Origin of the sequence: Lacicoccus alkaliphilus DSM 16010 (assembly GCF_900142805.1) — a bacterium.
GTDB lineage: Bacteria > Bacillota > Bacilli > Staphylococcales > Salinicoccaceae > Lacicoccus > Lacicoccus alkaliphilus.
In genome coordinates this window covers 60,558-74,664 of sequence record NZ_FRCF01000004.1, presented here as the reverse complement: position 1 = coordinate 74,664, position 14,107 = coordinate 60,558, and the positions used below count along the sequence as shown (strand labels likewise).

The following is a 14,107-nucleotide window of genomic DNA, read 5'->3' as shown; positions in this document are numbered from 1 at the left end:
CACCCGGAATTCGGCTAAGCATTGAGGTGACTATGATATACTGTATCAAGAAATAGTATATATTTTTTTTGGAAGTTTTAATTCCTCATTTTTTTATTGAAATTTAATGCAAACTTGAAATAAGGAGTCCTGATCTGTCATGAGTAACACTACAAAAGGCATCATTGCGCTGCTCATATCTTCACTGGGTTTCAGTCTGATGGCTTTCTTCGTGAAGTACAGCGGCGATCTGCCGACTGTGCAGAAAACCTTCTTCAGAAATTTCATCTCGATGGCGATCGCCCTAATTTTCGTCATTTACTATAAGGAAAAGCTTTTTGGACACAAGGAGAACCAGGGGCTGCTCCTGCTGCGCTCCGCCCTCGGTCTCGGCGGTGTTCTGCTGAACTTCTATGTGATTGACCGCATGGTGCTCAGCGACGCCGAAATCCTGAATAAGATGAGCCCGTTCTTCACGATTCTCCTATGCGCACTTTTCCTGAAGGAATACATAAGGAGATATCAGATGATTTCCATCGTCATCGCACTCGCCGGTGCCATCTTCATCATCAAGCCCTCCATGTCGAGCGACACGGTCTATGCGCTGCTCGGACTGCTCGGTGCTTTGATGGCCGCCGGTGCATATACGGTCTTGAGGGTGCTCGGCAGCCGTGAGAAGTTCTACACTGTAGTGTTTTATTTCTCGGCATTTTCAACAGCGGCGCTGCTGCCGTTCTTCATCTATCAGTATGAACCGATGACTTTTGAACAATGGATCATGCTGATACTTGCAGGCATATTTGCAGCCTTCGGCCAGTTTGGCCTGACGATCGCCTACAGCTTCGCCCCGGCCAGGGAAATATCCATATTCTTTTACTCGACCATCATATTCACAGCGCTGCTCAGCATTTTCATACTGGGCGAGGTGCCCGACATCCTGTCCGTCATCGGCTACTTCATCATATTCGGGGCAAGTTATTATATGTATATGAAAAACCGTAAACCGAAAGAAAGTTTATAAGTGGCTGCATCCATTAAAATAACGATCAATTTCTGTGAATTGATCGTTATTTTTGTTTTTCAAGTCGGAATCTCTTTTTTTTCGCCCATCCTGCGGGCGTCAGGATTTTCCTTATGCTGCCTGATGATTTTTAAAAAGTGCGGACAGTAGTGTTTCAGTTTGTAATTGCCGACACCTTCGATTTTGATCATCTCCTGCTTGGAGAGGGGCATTTTTTTGGCAAAGTCTTTCAATGTCGCATCCGTGAATATGCTGCCCGGTTCCAGCCCCCGCTTTTTTGCAAGGGCCGCCCTTTTTGCCTCCAGCTTCTGATACAGCATTTCGTTCGGGGAAGAAGCGGTGGAGATGCTGACTTTCTCTTTGAACTGTTTTCGGAAGGGTACAGTGTATATATCACGCTTCTCTTCAAGCACCTCACAGCTTTTATCCACCAGATGGAGCTGCTGTTCTTGATGATGGATATGACCGTTCAAAATCAGTTCGTCAAGAATATGATGGATCTCCCCGGTCAGATAACTGGACATGCTCCCGAAATGAGGGGATTCATGGAGCCGGTTCAATACGATGTTTTCGGTGCGCTCCCCCCGCAGCACCTGGATGATATGCTCTTTAGTGAGCGTGGTGCCTGTGTGCCGCATCAGTTCCAGCACCGCCGCTGCTTCCTCTTTCATGTTGTAGGTGCGTTCTCCGCTCAGGCAGTTGCCGCAATGGCCGCATGCGGTCACATATTCATCCGCGTCAAAATATTTGACCATGAAGCTCATCAGGCATTTCGAGGTGCGGTTATACTGGATCATCCTGTCCAGTTTACTGCGCATGTGATCCTTATGCTGCTCGGAACCGTTTGACCTGTCGATGAAAAATTGATGCAGGTTCACATCACGCTGACTGGACAGGAGTATGCACTCGCTGACCTTCCCGTCCCGGCCCGCACGCCCGATTTCCTGATAATAACTTTCGAGGTCCCCGGGCAGATTATGGTGGATGATGAACCGGATATCCGGTTTGTTGATCCCCATGCCGAAAGCATTCGTCGCTATGACGACCGGCACCCCGCCGGTCAGGAACGCATGCTGGTTGCTGTCCCGTTCCTTTTTACTGAGGCCGCCGTGATAAATCACATTATTTATATCATGATCGGCAAGATAAGCGGATATCTTTTCGACTTCGGCCCTGGTGGCCGCATAGATTATCCCTGAAGCATCTTCACGTTCCTGGATATAGGACAGGATGAACTGATCCCGCTGATATGTCTTATTCACCGATAAATGCAGATTGTCCCTCTTGATGCTGGAAAGCACCACATTTTCATCCTTGATGTCCAGCAGTTCCTGTATGTTTTCCTGCACCTCTTCGGTCGCCGTCGCCGTCAGGGCGACGAATGCCGCATCCGGTATCAGGGCATTGATCGTCGGGATGACATCCTGATAGCTCGGCCTGAAATCATGTCCCCATTTCGAAATACAGTGTGCTTCATCAAAAGCGACAAGCGGTATATCCAGTTTCCGGACAAACTCCCGGAATGTTTCGTTGTTGAAACGTTCGGGTGCCACGTATAAAAACTTGTAGCGGCCTTCAAGACCCTCCCGCATGATGCGTGCCTCATCTTTTTTCTTCAATGTGGAATTCAAAAACTCCGCAGCGACCCCAGTCTGCTTAAGGTTCTCCACCTGGTCCTTCATCAAAGAAATCAACGGCGATATGACCAGGGTCACGCCTCTGGCCTGAAGGCCGGGAATCTGGAAGCATAATGATTTACCCGAGCCGGTCGGTAAAACGCCAAGGGTGTTGGCCCCGCTGTTCACAGCCTCGATGATCTGACGCTGTTTCGGCCTGAATGTCCTGAATCCAAAATATTTTTGTAATGTCAACTCTATCATAACTTCATCCCACCGTTTAAAGCCTGATTATCTCTATAATTAATGATATATATTATACATTATATCCGTGGTCTTTTGTTGATTTAAATATCAATTAAAAATAAAAACATCTGGAAATACTCCAGATGTTTCACTTTACATTTTTTCTTTGACGAGTTCTTTTGATAATTTATAATCAATCGCTTTGAACAGGCTCTTCACCCACAGGTCCTGGGCATACAGGTTTGCATGGGAATCCTCACAATCGATCACTTTGAATTTCAGTCTGGAACCCGTGCGTTTTTGCGACAATTTGTGCATATGGTAGGAAGGTATCGTGCCGATGTGTTCGGCCGTAGTGGATTGATTGAAATCATTCAATGCCAGTATAGGCGCCCCGCCTGCCAGATACACCCCGCCTTTGAGGCCCGGGTGCATGATGTTTGAGGGGGCCGGCGCAATTTTCTTCCCGGTCAGATGCAGCGACACCCTGTTCTGCTCTTTCAAGACTTTGAATTCCGCACTTTCCAGCATTTCATAAACTTCATCGCTCACATCCGGACGTCTGACGATATGGAACAGATCAGAAATGTAGATTTCAACAAGAGAATAGGTGTCTACACCCCAGTTCACCATATTCTTATTGCGGAGCATGTTGAACAGCTCATCATGCCGGCTTGTATAGTCCCGGCACATCATCACTTCATCACCCGGCTTCAGGATATTTGGCCCTTCAACCTTGAGGCCTCCTGCCACCGCAAGATAAATCCTGTTGCCTCTTGGTGTATCCACGAATTTCAGGACATCGCCGCGGTCGAACAGATAGATCCTGTTCGGGTGCACCGGCTGATTATTGCAGGTGCCGAAAAATTCTGCGCCGGAATATGCGATGATCGTCGGCTCCGTGAATTTGATCGTGGCGGGTCTCACCGTCATCTCGATGGTCAGCGCATCCGGATCATTTCCGACAAGCTGATTCGCCAGCTGATGTGCAAGCCTGTCACATGCACCGTTATACTCCCCTCCGCTTGAGGAAGGTCTTTTATGCAGGCTCTGAACGATTGAAAACAGACCGCTGTCCTGAATGATTAAACTCACTTTAAAAACCCCTTCTCAACTAGAAAATTACGCGCTTCCTCCACCACGATACCATAAGGTTCGATCGTATTGTGGGCCTCCATGATCTTCACCGGCTCATAAATGAAAGTCAGTGTATGTTCCGTTGTGATCATGTCGGTCAAATATACGTGTGCCGTCTTATTGAATGCATTTTTCAAACGTTCGAGCACTGCTGCGTCAATCACTTCACTCTGCTGATATGTAACAGCACGGTCACCATTGGCAAAAAACATCTTCTTCCCTCCAGAAATCAGTTATTATAGAAAAATTCCAGCTCACCGGCAACGAAGCCGGTGATGTTGGTGATGATGAAATACGTGATGATCACCGCTGTGATCAGACCGACAAAGCCGACCAGTACGCCAATTATCTTAAGATTATTTTCCATTAAATAAGTTACAACGAAATGCGTGAATAATACGATACCGATCAGCAGCAGTATCAGCAAAAATGTTAACATCGTTTCACCTCTGTATTGTTAGTCTGATCTTCACCCAACCACGGACACTGTTGATTAAATAGACGGTGATCCGGCCCGATTCATGCTTTTCAATAAAATCATCCAGCATGTAGTCTTTCTCGGTGATTTTTCTCTCGTCGATCAAAGACTGCCTCATCACGCCGTTCAAAATCCCGGCCCCCGCGGACGGCGTAAAGTAATCGCCATCCTCCATAATGACAAGATTTCCTATATTGAATTCCGTCAGCTGTTGGTCCTCATTATAATATAAAATGATTTTGAAGTCATTGTTTGGTATTTTGTAATGATATCTCACCGTCGTCTTATTCTCAATGAACTCCGGCACTCCATACATCGGTTTCCGGTGCAGCAGTGCACCGGCCGCCTCTTCATCCTCGATGGGAGAATGGGAAATGGCCACTTCACCGTGTTCGTCCTGCGTCGCCCGGAGTTTGTATATGCCGTGCTTCAGCCCATAAAACTCCACATGCTGAAGGACCGCCGCCCTGAGATCCGATGGCTTGAAATTGAAATGATCGGCCGAGGCCGCCATGCGTGCAGCATGGCGGTCGAGACGCCGCACCATGCCGTCTTCGAGACGCATGGACTCAATCAACCTGAAGTGGGCATTTTTCAAAAAAGCTGTTTTAGCAACGATTTCGTCATACTCCGAAGCCGGGATCGAATCATAGGTGATGCCGCCGCCGGCACCGTAAATATAATTTTCCCCATCAATATATAAAGTCCTGATCGGTACATTGAATACACTTTCCCCACCTGGATACATCATGCCGAGTGTACCACAGTAATACTTCCTGTCGGTGGCCTCCAGTGCATTGATGATGTTCATCGTCGACATCTTCGGTGCCCCGGTGATGGAGCCGCACGGGAACAACCCTGCCATGATATCGTTTATGCCTGTATCCTCTCTGAGATCCGCTTCGACGGTGGAAGTCATCTGAAAGACGGTCGCATATTCTTCTATTGTGAAAAGTGCCGGCACATTGACACTGTTTTTTGCCGCCACTTTTGAAATGTCATTTCTGAGCAGGTCCACGATCATCACATTTTCCGCCCTGTCCTTTTTCGATGCTTTCAGGAATTCATGGTTCCTCTCATCCTCGGCCGGCGTTTCGCCCCTTGGCGCCGTGCCTTTCATCGGGCGTGTCCTGATTTTTCTGCCCGCATCAACCTCAAAGAACAGCTCCGGAGAGCAGCTGACGATCTGTTCGTCCCCGTATTCGATGTACATTGCATAGTCACCGTTATTTGATGACATCAATGTCTCGAATAAAGTGTGCCCGTCCCCGCGGAACCTGCCTTTCAGCCTCGTCGTGTAATTGACCTGGTAAGTGTGGCCGTCACGGATGTAATCCCGCACCTGTTCGATATTTTTAATGATTTCATCCCTGGACTGCGTGAATTCCGGCCGCGTCATTTCATAAGCGCCGGGTTGTCTGGTGCTTATGAAAGTCTCATGATCGGTCGCTTCGTCAAAAACCCCGATGATGAACTGCTCACCCTCAGGGCTGAATGATTCATATGTGATTGCATTGACCACATAATAACCGTCGTTCATATATGATTCCGCGATGGCCAGTGCCTCCTTCAGACTGTGGCTTTTTTCGGTCATCGTCAAAACAGGATTGATGAAATATAAATCCTCAACTTTGGCATTTCTTTTGAATTTTGAATGTACGTGCACGGTCAGGCCTCCAATGCGATCTTGATAAAGTTGAATAATTGCTTCCTGCCATCCGTAGATAAAATGGCTTCAGGGTGGTATTGGACACCGTAAATCGGATACTTTACATGCTGGATTGCCATGTTCACACCATCATCGGATTCTGCAGTGATTTCAAACTCACGGCTCGCTCCGGCGCAGACCAGTGAATGATAACGTGTCACCGTCAACGGCATGCCCACACCCTCAAATAAACCCCTGCCGTCATGGGAAATGTCGTAGGTATGACCGTGAATCGGGCGTGCGCCCCTGATGACCGGACCGCCGCCCATATGCCACAACATCTGATGGCCGAGGCATATGCCGAGGATCGGTACATGACCCCAGTGCCGCGACACAAAATCGATGACATCCTGCCGGTCCGCAGGATGTGAGGGCCCGGGTGAGATGACGATGCCGATGATGCCCTCCGCCTCCAGTGAAACACCGTGCAGAAGGTCAGGCATCCTCACCATGATTTCCACACCATACGGATTGGACTCCATATAGTGCACAAGATTATATGTGAATGAGTCATAATTATCTATCATGAGAATTTTCATAAGTTTTCAGTATTTCCTTTAGTTTTTCTACATTTTAGCATATGTATGACGCTTTTATCCGGTGAAACAGGGATTTAGTTATTTTCAGAATTATTTTAAATGTAATAATCACGATTAAAAATTCCTGTACAGGGTATCTTACTTTTAGACAAGATAATAGAAACAGTATTCCATAATCATTCTAAGGAGGCTTTTAAAATGGGTTGGATTATAACACTTATTGTCGGCGGACTGATCGGCTGGGCAGCAGGAGCGATTTTAGGTAAGGATGTTCCATTCGGCATCATCGGCAACATCATCGCCGGACTGATCGGTGCGTCCATCGGTAACGCCCTCGGACTCGGCATAGGACCGGAAGTCGGCGGTGTGAGCATCATCGGCGGACTGCTTGGTGCCATCATTCTTATTTTGGTCATTTCATTCATAATGAAAGCATTCAGTAAGAACAATACGGCGAATAAATAATTTAAACGCGGTAAAACCTGAGGATATAAACCCTCAGGTTTTATTTTGTTTCTTTTATCAGCCAGCGCTTTTGGGCATTTTCATTTGCGCTCAATCGTCTTGATGCTTTGATTTCTTCAAGTTCTTTGCGCATATCCTCATTTTCCAATAAATAATTCTCCTGCCGGATTTCTTCAAGTTTTCTTTCTTCAATCATCATCTGAAGCCGCAACCTCTCTTTTTCCTGGTTGTAGTCTCTCCGTATGACGTTAAAAGCGACACCTGCCAGGCTGATGATCCCGAGGCCGCCGAGTGCGATGAACCCAATGATGACATCAAAAAAGCCCATTTTTAAAACACCTACATTTCTTTATCTTCACTATCCTGAATCAGCCATTTGCCTTCTTTCCGTCTGTTCTCTTCCTTCAGCGACCTCTGTTCCCTGATCTGATCCAACTCAAGGCGCATCTGCTTGTTTTCAAGCAGATAGTTTTCCTGTTTCAGCATTTCCAATTCTTTCTCTTCTTTCAGCTGTTTGATCCTCAACTTCTCGTCTTTCTGATCCGAACCTCTTTTAATCGCATAGAGCGGAATGGAGAAAAAAAGTATCACCGGTACCGTTGCAATCAAAAATTCAAAAAAACCCATGGCTTCACCCCTCATGTACGATTTTATCATTACTCCGGCAGAAAATGAGCATGAAAAGCCGCTGAAGATGATTTTCAGCGGCTCTCAGGAATAGGAATATGTCATTGTCAGTCTTCCGATGCCCCGAACTGCGGGGTGTTGTAACCTTTCATCAGGGCAACCAGCTTGATTGTGTGGTTGTCGGTTTCCAGAACAATCCATTTATCCTTTTCAGTATCAATGTAATCATCCACCCCGATATCAGCATTGATGCTCTGCATCCACCCTCCGATGGTATCGATGTCTTCGCTGTTCTCGAATTCAATACCGAAGTCATTCCGGATGTCGTCAATCAATACACGCCCGTTGATATGGTAGATGTCGTCCTCCACTTTAACGATATCCGGTTCTTCATCTTCATCAAATTCATCCCTGATTTCGCCGACGATTTCTTCAAGTATATCTTCCATGGTGATCATCCCGGCGGTACCGCCGTATTCATCGATGATCAACGCGATATGCACCCGTTCACGCTGCATTTTGATCAATGCATCACTGATTCTTGAGACTTCGGTGATGAGCGGGATTTCATGTATATAGTTTTCAGGCTCAAGATTGCTGTTCGACACGTGATTTGTCAAAAATTCACGCACGTTTATGAAACCGATGATCTGATCCTTGTCCCCGCTGTCATCCGTGATCGGATATCTCGTATAGTTATGCTCTTTCACGGCAGCAAGTACATCATCTATTACCACTGGTTCCGTCAGCGTGATCATCTGTGTCCTCGGCACCATTATATCTTTTGCGAGCCGTTCGTCGAATGAAAATATGTTCTGCATATATGCAAGTTCAGTCTGGTTGATTTCACCGCTCTGATAACTGTTTGTCATGATGATCTTCAACTCTTCTTCAGAGTGCGCCTGTTCCGTCGGCATATCCTTGAAGCCGACGAGCCTGAGTAAAAACCTGGAAGTGCCGTTCATCGACCAGATCAGTGGCTTCATGATCATTCCGAAGAAATACATCGGCCTCGAAAATGCCATTGCCATCTGTTCGGCATACTGTATCGCCACGGTTTTCGGGGCGAGTTCACCTACGACCACATGTATGAATGTGACGATGGCAAAGGCCGCTGCCACAACGAACGGTGTGGTCAGGTCTTCAGGTATGCCAAGAAAGGTGAAGAGCGGATGGAGTATGACTTCAAACGTCGATTCACCGATCCATCCAAGCCCGAGTGCCGTCACGGTGATTCCGAGCTGACAGGCTGAAAGGTAATAATCCAGCTTCTGTGTCATCGATTTGACCAGTGCGGCTTTCTTATTCCCTTCATCTATAAGATTATCCAGACGCGATTGCCTTGATTTCACCAGTGAAAATTCAGAGCCGACAAACAGCATCGTCAATAATATCAATAAAACGAATAAAGCTAAGTTTAGAAAGGTTGATATGTCCAAAATGTTCCCTAAAAGGGATTCACCTCCGGTAATTTTTGACCACGATTGTGCAATCTTGATTTTTGCGACGGACATAATCATCACTTAACAACGTAAATAATAAGCTAATTTTCAAAATTGCCTTCCCAATTGCAGTCACCTCCACCGAAAGTTGATAATTAAGAGTATTTTATCATATAAGACGGGAAAAATACCAAGAAATCACCTGTGATTTCCCACATATTCCATATGCCTGCAGAATTATATTGAAAATGCATATACATATATCATATAATAAAACAGCAGACATTAAAAAGGCGTTAAGGTGGTGTTATGATGGAAGGTTCCAATCTAGATGAGAGACTGTGCTTTAATCTATACAATATTCAGCGTCAGGTGAACCGCTTCTACTCTGACCATGTCCTGCATGATACTGATTTGACATATACACAATACCTCGTTTTGACACTCCTCTGGCAGCATGAGAAACTCAACTTGAAATCCATTGCGGAATTACTGCAGCTGGACAATGCAACCATCTCCCCGATGGTCAAAAGAATTGAAGCGGCAGGGTATGTAAAACGTGAGAAGGACATCTATGATCAAAGGCATGTGTATATCACGGCGACTGAGGCTGGAAAAGAGCTGAAAGAAAAGATCGGCATGAGGCATTCCATGTTTACAGACCAGCTGTCTTTGGGTGACGATAAGATAGATGCGCTTTTGGATGTATTGAAGCGTATCGACTCGGACTTGAATCAAACAAAAATAACTCAGCACTGATGCTGAGTTATTTTTTCATCTGCCTTTGACCAGACCGAAGCCGATCGTGCCATGTCCTACATGAACGCCTGCCACTGTGACAAGGGGTTCGGATACAATTTTCAAGTCCGGGAAGTTTTCACGGATCAGACCCTGCCATTCGTCGGCCAGGGATTCATGACCTGCATAAACGACTGACAGCGTTTTAAGCCCGTCCTCCCTCACATGGTGCTCTATCGTCTGCAGTATATGCGAGACCATTTTCCTTTTCGTCCTCACCTTATGCCCCACGACGACTTTACCGTCCTCAAACTCGAGCATGAGCTGTACTCTGAGCAAAGAAGCCAGCACAGACTGGGAAGCTGAAACACGGCCGCTTTTCTTCAGCTGGGAAAAGCTGTACGGCATCAGGTATAATTGTGATTGACTGCTGATTTCAGATATTTCCGCTTCAACTGCTTCAAGGGCCTCTCCATTCTTCCGGCCTTCAACCGCCCTCACAATCATCTGCCTCATCGGGTAACTCCCGATTTTGGAATCGATGACCGTGACCGGCTTGTCAACCTCTTCCGAGACGCTGCGCGCACTCTGATAAGTGCCTGTCAATTCACTGGAGGCATGGATTGAAATGATGGAATCATACTTCCCGTCCTCTTCTATCTCATTGAAGACATCCATGAATTCACCGATTGTCGGCTGTGAAGTCTTCGCGCCTTCTCCACTCTCTTCCAATAGTTCATATATTTCAGCTACGGTCTTATCGACGCCTTCCTTATAAGCAATCCCTTCCACGATCACAGACATCGGCAGAACCTTGATGTCATGTTCATCGATGAAGGACTGTGTGAGACCGGCTGCTGAATCCGTCACGATAGCATAATTTTTCATTGTCACCCTCCTTTTAATATTGCTAAGTGTAGCATGCCAGACACCGCCCTACAAATATTCCGTATAGCGCTTCACAGCTTCTGCCGCAGCGCCCTCCCGCGCCATGAGTGCCTCGTAACTGCCGCTTTCGATGATCTGTCCCGCCTCCATGAAGTGGATGACATCAAAATGGTGCAGATGCGATAAATCATGTGTGCTGACGATCACCGTGTCCGTTTCAAATATTTTCCGCCACACTTTCTCCTGCAAAGACTGATTCAGCTTGGCTGAAGGCTCATCCAGCAGCCACCAGTCTTTATCCTCAAGCATCATCCGGACCAGATGCAGCCTTTTCTTCTCTCCCCCGGACAACTGTCCGGTGAAGTAAACATAATCATCCAGTTTGAAATGATCGAGCTCAAATTCTGCCAGCAGATGCTCAATCTCTTCATCTGCTGCCCGGAAATGACCGAACATCGTCAAGTTCTCCCTGATCGTCGCATTGTAGAAGTCCAGATGCTGGGGCATTACAGCCATTTCCCTCTCACCGATGATCTGATTGAGCAAAGTGGTTTTGCCCGAACCGCTGCTGCCGATGATGGCATGCCGTTCTCCAGCATCAACATTCATCGTCACCTTTGACAACGCATCGTAAGCACCCGCAGGGTATTTATAGGAAACGGCTTCAAGCCTGATGCTGCCGCCTGAGGATATTTCACCGTCCCCCGTTTCCCCGGCCGGACGTTCGATTTCCCCGACTTTCTGATGTGTGTTGAAGAAACGGCTCGTCGGTTCGACGACGAGTGCCAGCACTTCGAAATAGCTGATGACGAGGAGGATGAGCATCGGTATGAGGAAGATGTCCCCCCCCTGCATCAGCAGGATGATGAGTACGATCGTTCCAATCTGTGCGGACCCCGTAATCAGCTCGATGACGGCTTCTTTAAGGCTGTCTTTATTCTTATTGCGCCGGATGGCATCCAGCTGGCCGGAAATCTCATTTTGGACCGCTTTGTCCTTATTGTCGACGAATAAATCGGTGAAGCCGTGGATGAACTGGTAAGTCTTCAAAAATGCATTCTCGTCAAGCACCCTGTACTCCGCATCGATTCTGCCGTTCCAAATGCTGAATACGAACGGCAGGAGGACGAGCATGATGAGGGCAAGCACGAGCGCTGTGACCACCAGTGCCGGATTGATCAGGGCGGACAGTAAAATGACTGCGATGGACAGCAGCACTGCCACGACATACGGGTAGATGATCGTGATGTAATAATCTTCGATGTCTTCGAAATATCTGCTCAATGTCTGGATGAACCTGACACTGTGCATATCTTTACCGCTGTTCAGGGACGATTCGAAATACTGCGTCCGCACCCTCGATATGAGCTTGAATGTGGAGTTATGGGAGAGCAGCCTCTCCAAATATTTCAATCCGCCCTTCATCATGCCGAACAGCTTGATCACCGCAATGATCAGCAGGATGACGAATATCGGCGGTTCAAAGAAACTGAGGCTGATCATATAACCGCTCATTGCGAAGATCGAAATGCCGATCAGACTGCCGACCACTCCGAGAATGATGCTGTAAACGATATGTTTTCTTTCATTTCTGAGGTATTCCATCAAGCATCACCTCTTCTGATCTGTTTATTTTCGAGATGATAATGTGTGTCACTGATGCCGAGCAGTCTCCGTCTGTGTACAACCGCAATGATGGTCGAGAATGCTTTGAATCCTTCCAGATATTCCAGGATGATGTTTTCGGTCTCAGCATCCAGGAACTCCGTCGGTTCGTCCATCACGATGATTTCAGGCTGCTTCAGGAGCACCCGGGCGATTTTCAGCCGTACGATCTCACCGCCTGAAAACGGCACATTGTTGTTGATGATCGGCGTATTGATGCCCTCCCTGAGCCGGCTGACGCTTCCCGTCAACTTCAAATCTTCCAGTATGCCGATCACTTCCTCTTCCGACGCGGCTCCGTCTGCAAGATAATCATATAAAGTGCTGTCATTGAAATAAATATCATCCGAAATATAGCCGATGTCATCAGAGACCAGCCGGACCTCTCCCGAGACCGGAGGCATCAGGCCGACGATCGAACGGAGCAGAGTCGTCTTGCCGCCGCCCGAAGGCCCTGTGATGGCATTGATGGTATGCGGCTCGAAACCTATATTGATGTCACGGACCAGGGTATTGTCCGGGAAGCCGATCTTCACATCTCTCAATGCCACAGCATGGGGATCCGTTTTGGAAATCGTCCTGTATTCCGCTGCCTGCCCGGGATGATCAAGCCATTCGTCGATTTTATCCTTATGCCCCCTCGCGAGCTGGCCATTGTGGAATTCGACGCCGAGCACTTTCAGTGCATTGTAGAATTCCGGCGCAAGCAGCAGGGTGAAGAAGGCTGCATAGAATGTGATATTTTCAAAAATTATGATCTGCAGACCCATTTCAAGGGCGACCAGCCCGATGCCGAGTATCGTTATGAATTCGAGCATGAGTGAAGACTGGAAGGCATACTTTAAAATTTTCATGGTCTGTGAGACAAAATCTTCATTGTTGTCCTCAAGCTTCCTTCTGACCGTGCCGCCGGACCCGGTGTGTCTGACCGTATCCTTCCCCCTCACCAGGTTCAGGAAGAGTGTACCCATATCATCGAACCGGGAGGCCTGCCTGTACGACTCGTCCCTGGTCTGGAGACCGACGAGCACGTAGTACAGCGGCACGAAAGGTGCCGTCACCAATAATATGAGTGCAGCATTCATATGCACAAAAAACAAGGCGATGATGATGACGACCAGTTTCACCATCGTATTCACGATCGTCGGTATGAAGACACTTTCAAACGGCCGATACTTCTCCATATGGATGAACAGTGCGTTCAAAAAGGATTCGGACTGTTTATCAGTCGTATCATCCACTTTCCTGAGCAGGCGGTCCCCAAGTACTTTCATGCGCGAATTGGCAACAGATGATGTGAGATATTTATATAAAGCCCGCAATGAAACGAATGCTGCAAAAAATATCAGCATCCAAATGAGGTGACCGGCCTGCAATGTCTGGTCACCCACTATGAAATCAGACAGGATCAATGACAGGTGATGTCCGAAAAGAATATAAAATGCAACCATGATTAAGGATATGAGTGCAAATGCAATCAACCATTTCCTTGGAAATTCCAACTTCATCTATAACGCTTCCCAATAATAAATTTGAAAAAAACGTGAAGGTGCCTTCA

At 47.1% G+C, this 14,107-nt stretch carries 15 protein-coding genes; 3 read left to right on the top strand and 12 right to left on the bottom strand.

Going from position 1 to position 14,107, the window contains the following annotated elements:
- Positions 1-139 precede the first annotated feature (139 nt).
- Positions 140-1,000, top strand: coding sequence for a DMT family transporter (locus tag BUA12_RS06615; RefSeq protein ID WP_072709669.1), 861 nt, complete (start codon positions 140-142; stop codon positions 998-1,000).
- Positions 1,001-1,059: 59 nt separating this feature from the next.
- Here BUA12_RS06615 and recQ read toward each other — a convergent pair whose 3' ends face one another.
- From recQ to BUA12_RS06585, 6 genes are all read right to left on the bottom strand, one after another.
- Positions 1,060-2,880, bottom strand: coding sequence for a DNA helicase RecQ (recQ, locus tag BUA12_RS06610; RefSeq protein WP_245772766.1), 1,821 nt, complete (start codon positions 2,878-2,880; stop codon positions 1,060-1,062).
- A 135-nt stretch (positions 2,881-3,015) separates the two neighbouring features.
- Positions 3,016-3,957: a 5-oxoprolinase subunit C family protein gene (locus BUA12_RS06605; protein WP_072709667.1), complete on the bottom strand. Its 942-nt coding sequence runs from the start codon at positions 3,955-3,957 to the stop codon at positions 3,016-3,018.
- The gene (locus tag BUA12_RS06600) at positions 3,954-4,211 is read right to left on the bottom strand and encodes a hypothetical protein (protein ID WP_072709665.1); all 258 of its coding nucleotides are present in this window, start codon (positions 4,209-4,211) and stop codon (positions 3,954-3,956) included. Before BUA12_RS06600 ends, BUA12_RS06605 begins: the two co-directional genes overlap by 4 nt.
- Positions 4,212-4,228: 17 nt before the next feature.
- The gene (locus BUA12_RS06595) at positions 4,229-4,438 is read right to left on the bottom strand and encodes a hypothetical protein (protein ID WP_072709663.1); all 210 of its coding nucleotides are present in this window, start codon (positions 4,436-4,438) and stop codon (positions 4,229-4,231) included.
- Between the two features lie 4 nt (positions 4,439-4,442).
- Positions 4,443-6,143: an aminodeoxychorismate synthase component I gene (gene pabB, locus BUA12_RS06590; RefSeq protein WP_084669985.1), complete on the bottom strand. Its 1,701-nt coding sequence runs from the start codon at positions 6,141-6,143 to the stop codon at positions 4,443-4,445.
- Between the two features lie 2 nt (positions 6,144-6,145).
- Positions 6,146-6,724: an anthranilate synthase component II gene (locus BUA12_RS06585; RefSeq protein ID WP_072709659.1), complete on the bottom strand. Its 579-nt coding sequence runs from the start codon at positions 6,722-6,724 to the stop codon at positions 6,146-6,148.
- A 198-nt stretch (positions 6,725-6,922) separates the two neighbouring features.
- Here BUA12_RS06585 and BUA12_RS06580 point away from each other — a divergent pair, with 198 nt between their 5' ends.
- Positions 6,923-7,189, top strand: a complete 267-nt coding sequence (locus BUA12_RS06580; RefSeq protein WP_072709657.1) for a GlsB/YeaQ/YmgE family stress response membrane protein — start codon at positions 6,923-6,925, stop codon at positions 7,187-7,189.
- Between the two features lie 40 nt (positions 7,190-7,229).
- Here the strand turns inward: BUA12_RS06580 and BUA12_RS06575 are convergent, their stop codons facing one another.
- From BUA12_RS06575 to BUA12_RS06565, 3 genes are all read right to left on the bottom strand, one after another.
- Positions 7,230-7,517 (bottom strand): hypothetical protein, encoded by a 288-nt coding sequence (locus BUA12_RS06575; protein WP_072709655.1) that lies wholly within the window; start codon positions 7,515-7,517, stop codon positions 7,230-7,232.
- A gap of 11 nt (positions 7,518-7,528) precedes the next feature.
- Positions 7,529-7,816 carry a hypothetical protein gene (locus BUA12_RS06570; RefSeq protein ID WP_072709653.1) on the bottom strand — a complete coding sequence of 96 codons (288 nt, stop codon included), beginning with the start codon at positions 7,814-7,816 and terminating at the stop codon, positions 7,529-7,531.
- A 107-nt stretch (positions 7,817-7,923) separates the two neighbouring features.
- Complete coding sequence (locus BUA12_RS06565) at positions 7,924-9,255, bottom strand: hemolysin family protein (protein ID WP_072709891.1); 1,332 nt, start codon at positions 9,253-9,255, stop codon at positions 7,924-7,926.
- A gap of 315 nt (positions 9,256-9,570) precedes the next feature.
- On the opposite strand from BUA12_RS06565, the gene BUA12_RS06560 reads away from it, so the two are divergent.
- Positions 9,571-10,017 (top strand): MarR family winged helix-turn-helix transcriptional regulator, encoded by a 447-nt coding sequence (locus BUA12_RS06560; RefSeq protein WP_178138239.1) that lies wholly within the window; start codon positions 9,571-9,573, stop codon positions 10,015-10,017.
- Positions 10,018-10,032: 15 nt separating this feature from the next.
- Here the strand turns inward: BUA12_RS06560 and BUA12_RS06555 are convergent, their stop codons facing one another.
- The 3 genes from BUA12_RS06555 to BUA12_RS06545 are packed head-to-tail and all read right to left on the bottom strand — an operon-like array spanning position 10,033 to position 14,057.
- Positions 10,033-10,884: a DegV family protein gene (locus BUA12_RS06555; protein WP_072709649.1), complete on the bottom strand. Its 852-nt coding sequence runs from the start codon at positions 10,882-10,884 to the stop codon at positions 10,033-10,035.
- A gap of 48 nt (positions 10,885-10,932) precedes the next feature.
- Positions 10,933-12,489 carry an amino acid ABC transporter ATP-binding/permease protein gene (locus BUA12_RS06550; protein WP_072709647.1) on the bottom strand — a complete coding sequence of 519 codons (1,557 nt, stop codon included), beginning with the start codon at positions 12,487-12,489 and terminating at the stop codon, positions 10,933-10,935.
- A complete protein-coding gene (locus tag BUA12_RS06545; protein ID WP_072709645.1) occupies positions 12,489-14,057 on the bottom strand; it encodes an ATP-binding cassette domain-containing protein in 1,569 nt (522 codons plus the stop codon). Before BUA12_RS06545 ends, BUA12_RS06550 begins: the two co-directional genes overlap by 1 nt.
- Positions 14,058-14,107: the final 50 nt, after the last annotated feature.

What these genes read in the sequence shown, in the direction of transcription:
- BUA12_RS06615 (WP_072709669.1), top strand. Translation starts at nt 140, where the DNA reads ATGAGTAACACTACAAAAGGCATCATTGCGCTGCTCATATCTTCACTG.
- recQ (WP_245772766.1), bottom strand. Translation starts at nt 2,880, where the DNA reads ATGATAGAGTTGACATTACAAAAATATTTTGGATTCAGGACATTCAGG.
- BUA12_RS06600 (WP_072709665.1), bottom strand. Translation starts at nt 4,211, where the DNA reads ATGTTTTTTGCCAATGGTGACCGTGCTGTTACATATCAGCAGAGTGAA.
- BUA12_RS06595 (WP_072709663.1), bottom strand. Translation starts at nt 4,438, where the DNA reads ATGTTAACATTTTTGCTGATACTGCTGCTGATCGGTATCGTATTATTC.
- BUA12_RS06585 (WP_072709659.1), bottom strand. Translation starts at nt 6,724, where the DNA reads ATGAAAATTCTCATGATAGATAATTATGACTCATTCACATATAATCTT.
- BUA12_RS06580 (WP_072709657.1), top strand. Translation starts at nt 6,923, where the DNA reads ATGGGTTGGATTATAACACTTATTGTCGGCGGACTGATCGGCTGGGCA.
- BUA12_RS06575 (WP_072709655.1), bottom strand. Translation starts at nt 7,517, where the DNA reads ATGGGCTTTTTTGATGTCATCATTGGGTTCATCGCACTCGGCGGCCTC.
- BUA12_RS06570 (WP_072709653.1), bottom strand. Translation starts at nt 7,816, where the DNA reads ATGGGTTTTTTTGAATTTTTGATTGCAACGGTACCGGTGATACTTTTT.
- BUA12_RS06560 (WP_178138239.1), top strand. Translation starts at nt 9,571, where the DNA reads ATGGAAGGTTCCAATCTAGATGAGAGACTGTGCTTTAATCTATACAAT.
- BUA12_RS06555 (WP_072709649.1), bottom strand. Translation starts at nt 10,884, where the DNA reads ATGAAAAATTATGCTATCGTGACGGATTCAGCAGCCGGTCTCACACAG.
- BUA12_RS06550 (WP_072709647.1), bottom strand. Translation starts at nt 12,489, where the DNA reads ATGGAATACCTCAGAAATGAAAGAAAACATATCGTTTACAGCATCATT.
- BUA12_RS06545 (WP_072709645.1), bottom strand. Translation starts at nt 14,057, where the DNA reads ATGAAGTTGGAATTTCCAAGGAAATGGTTGATTGCATTTGCACTCATA.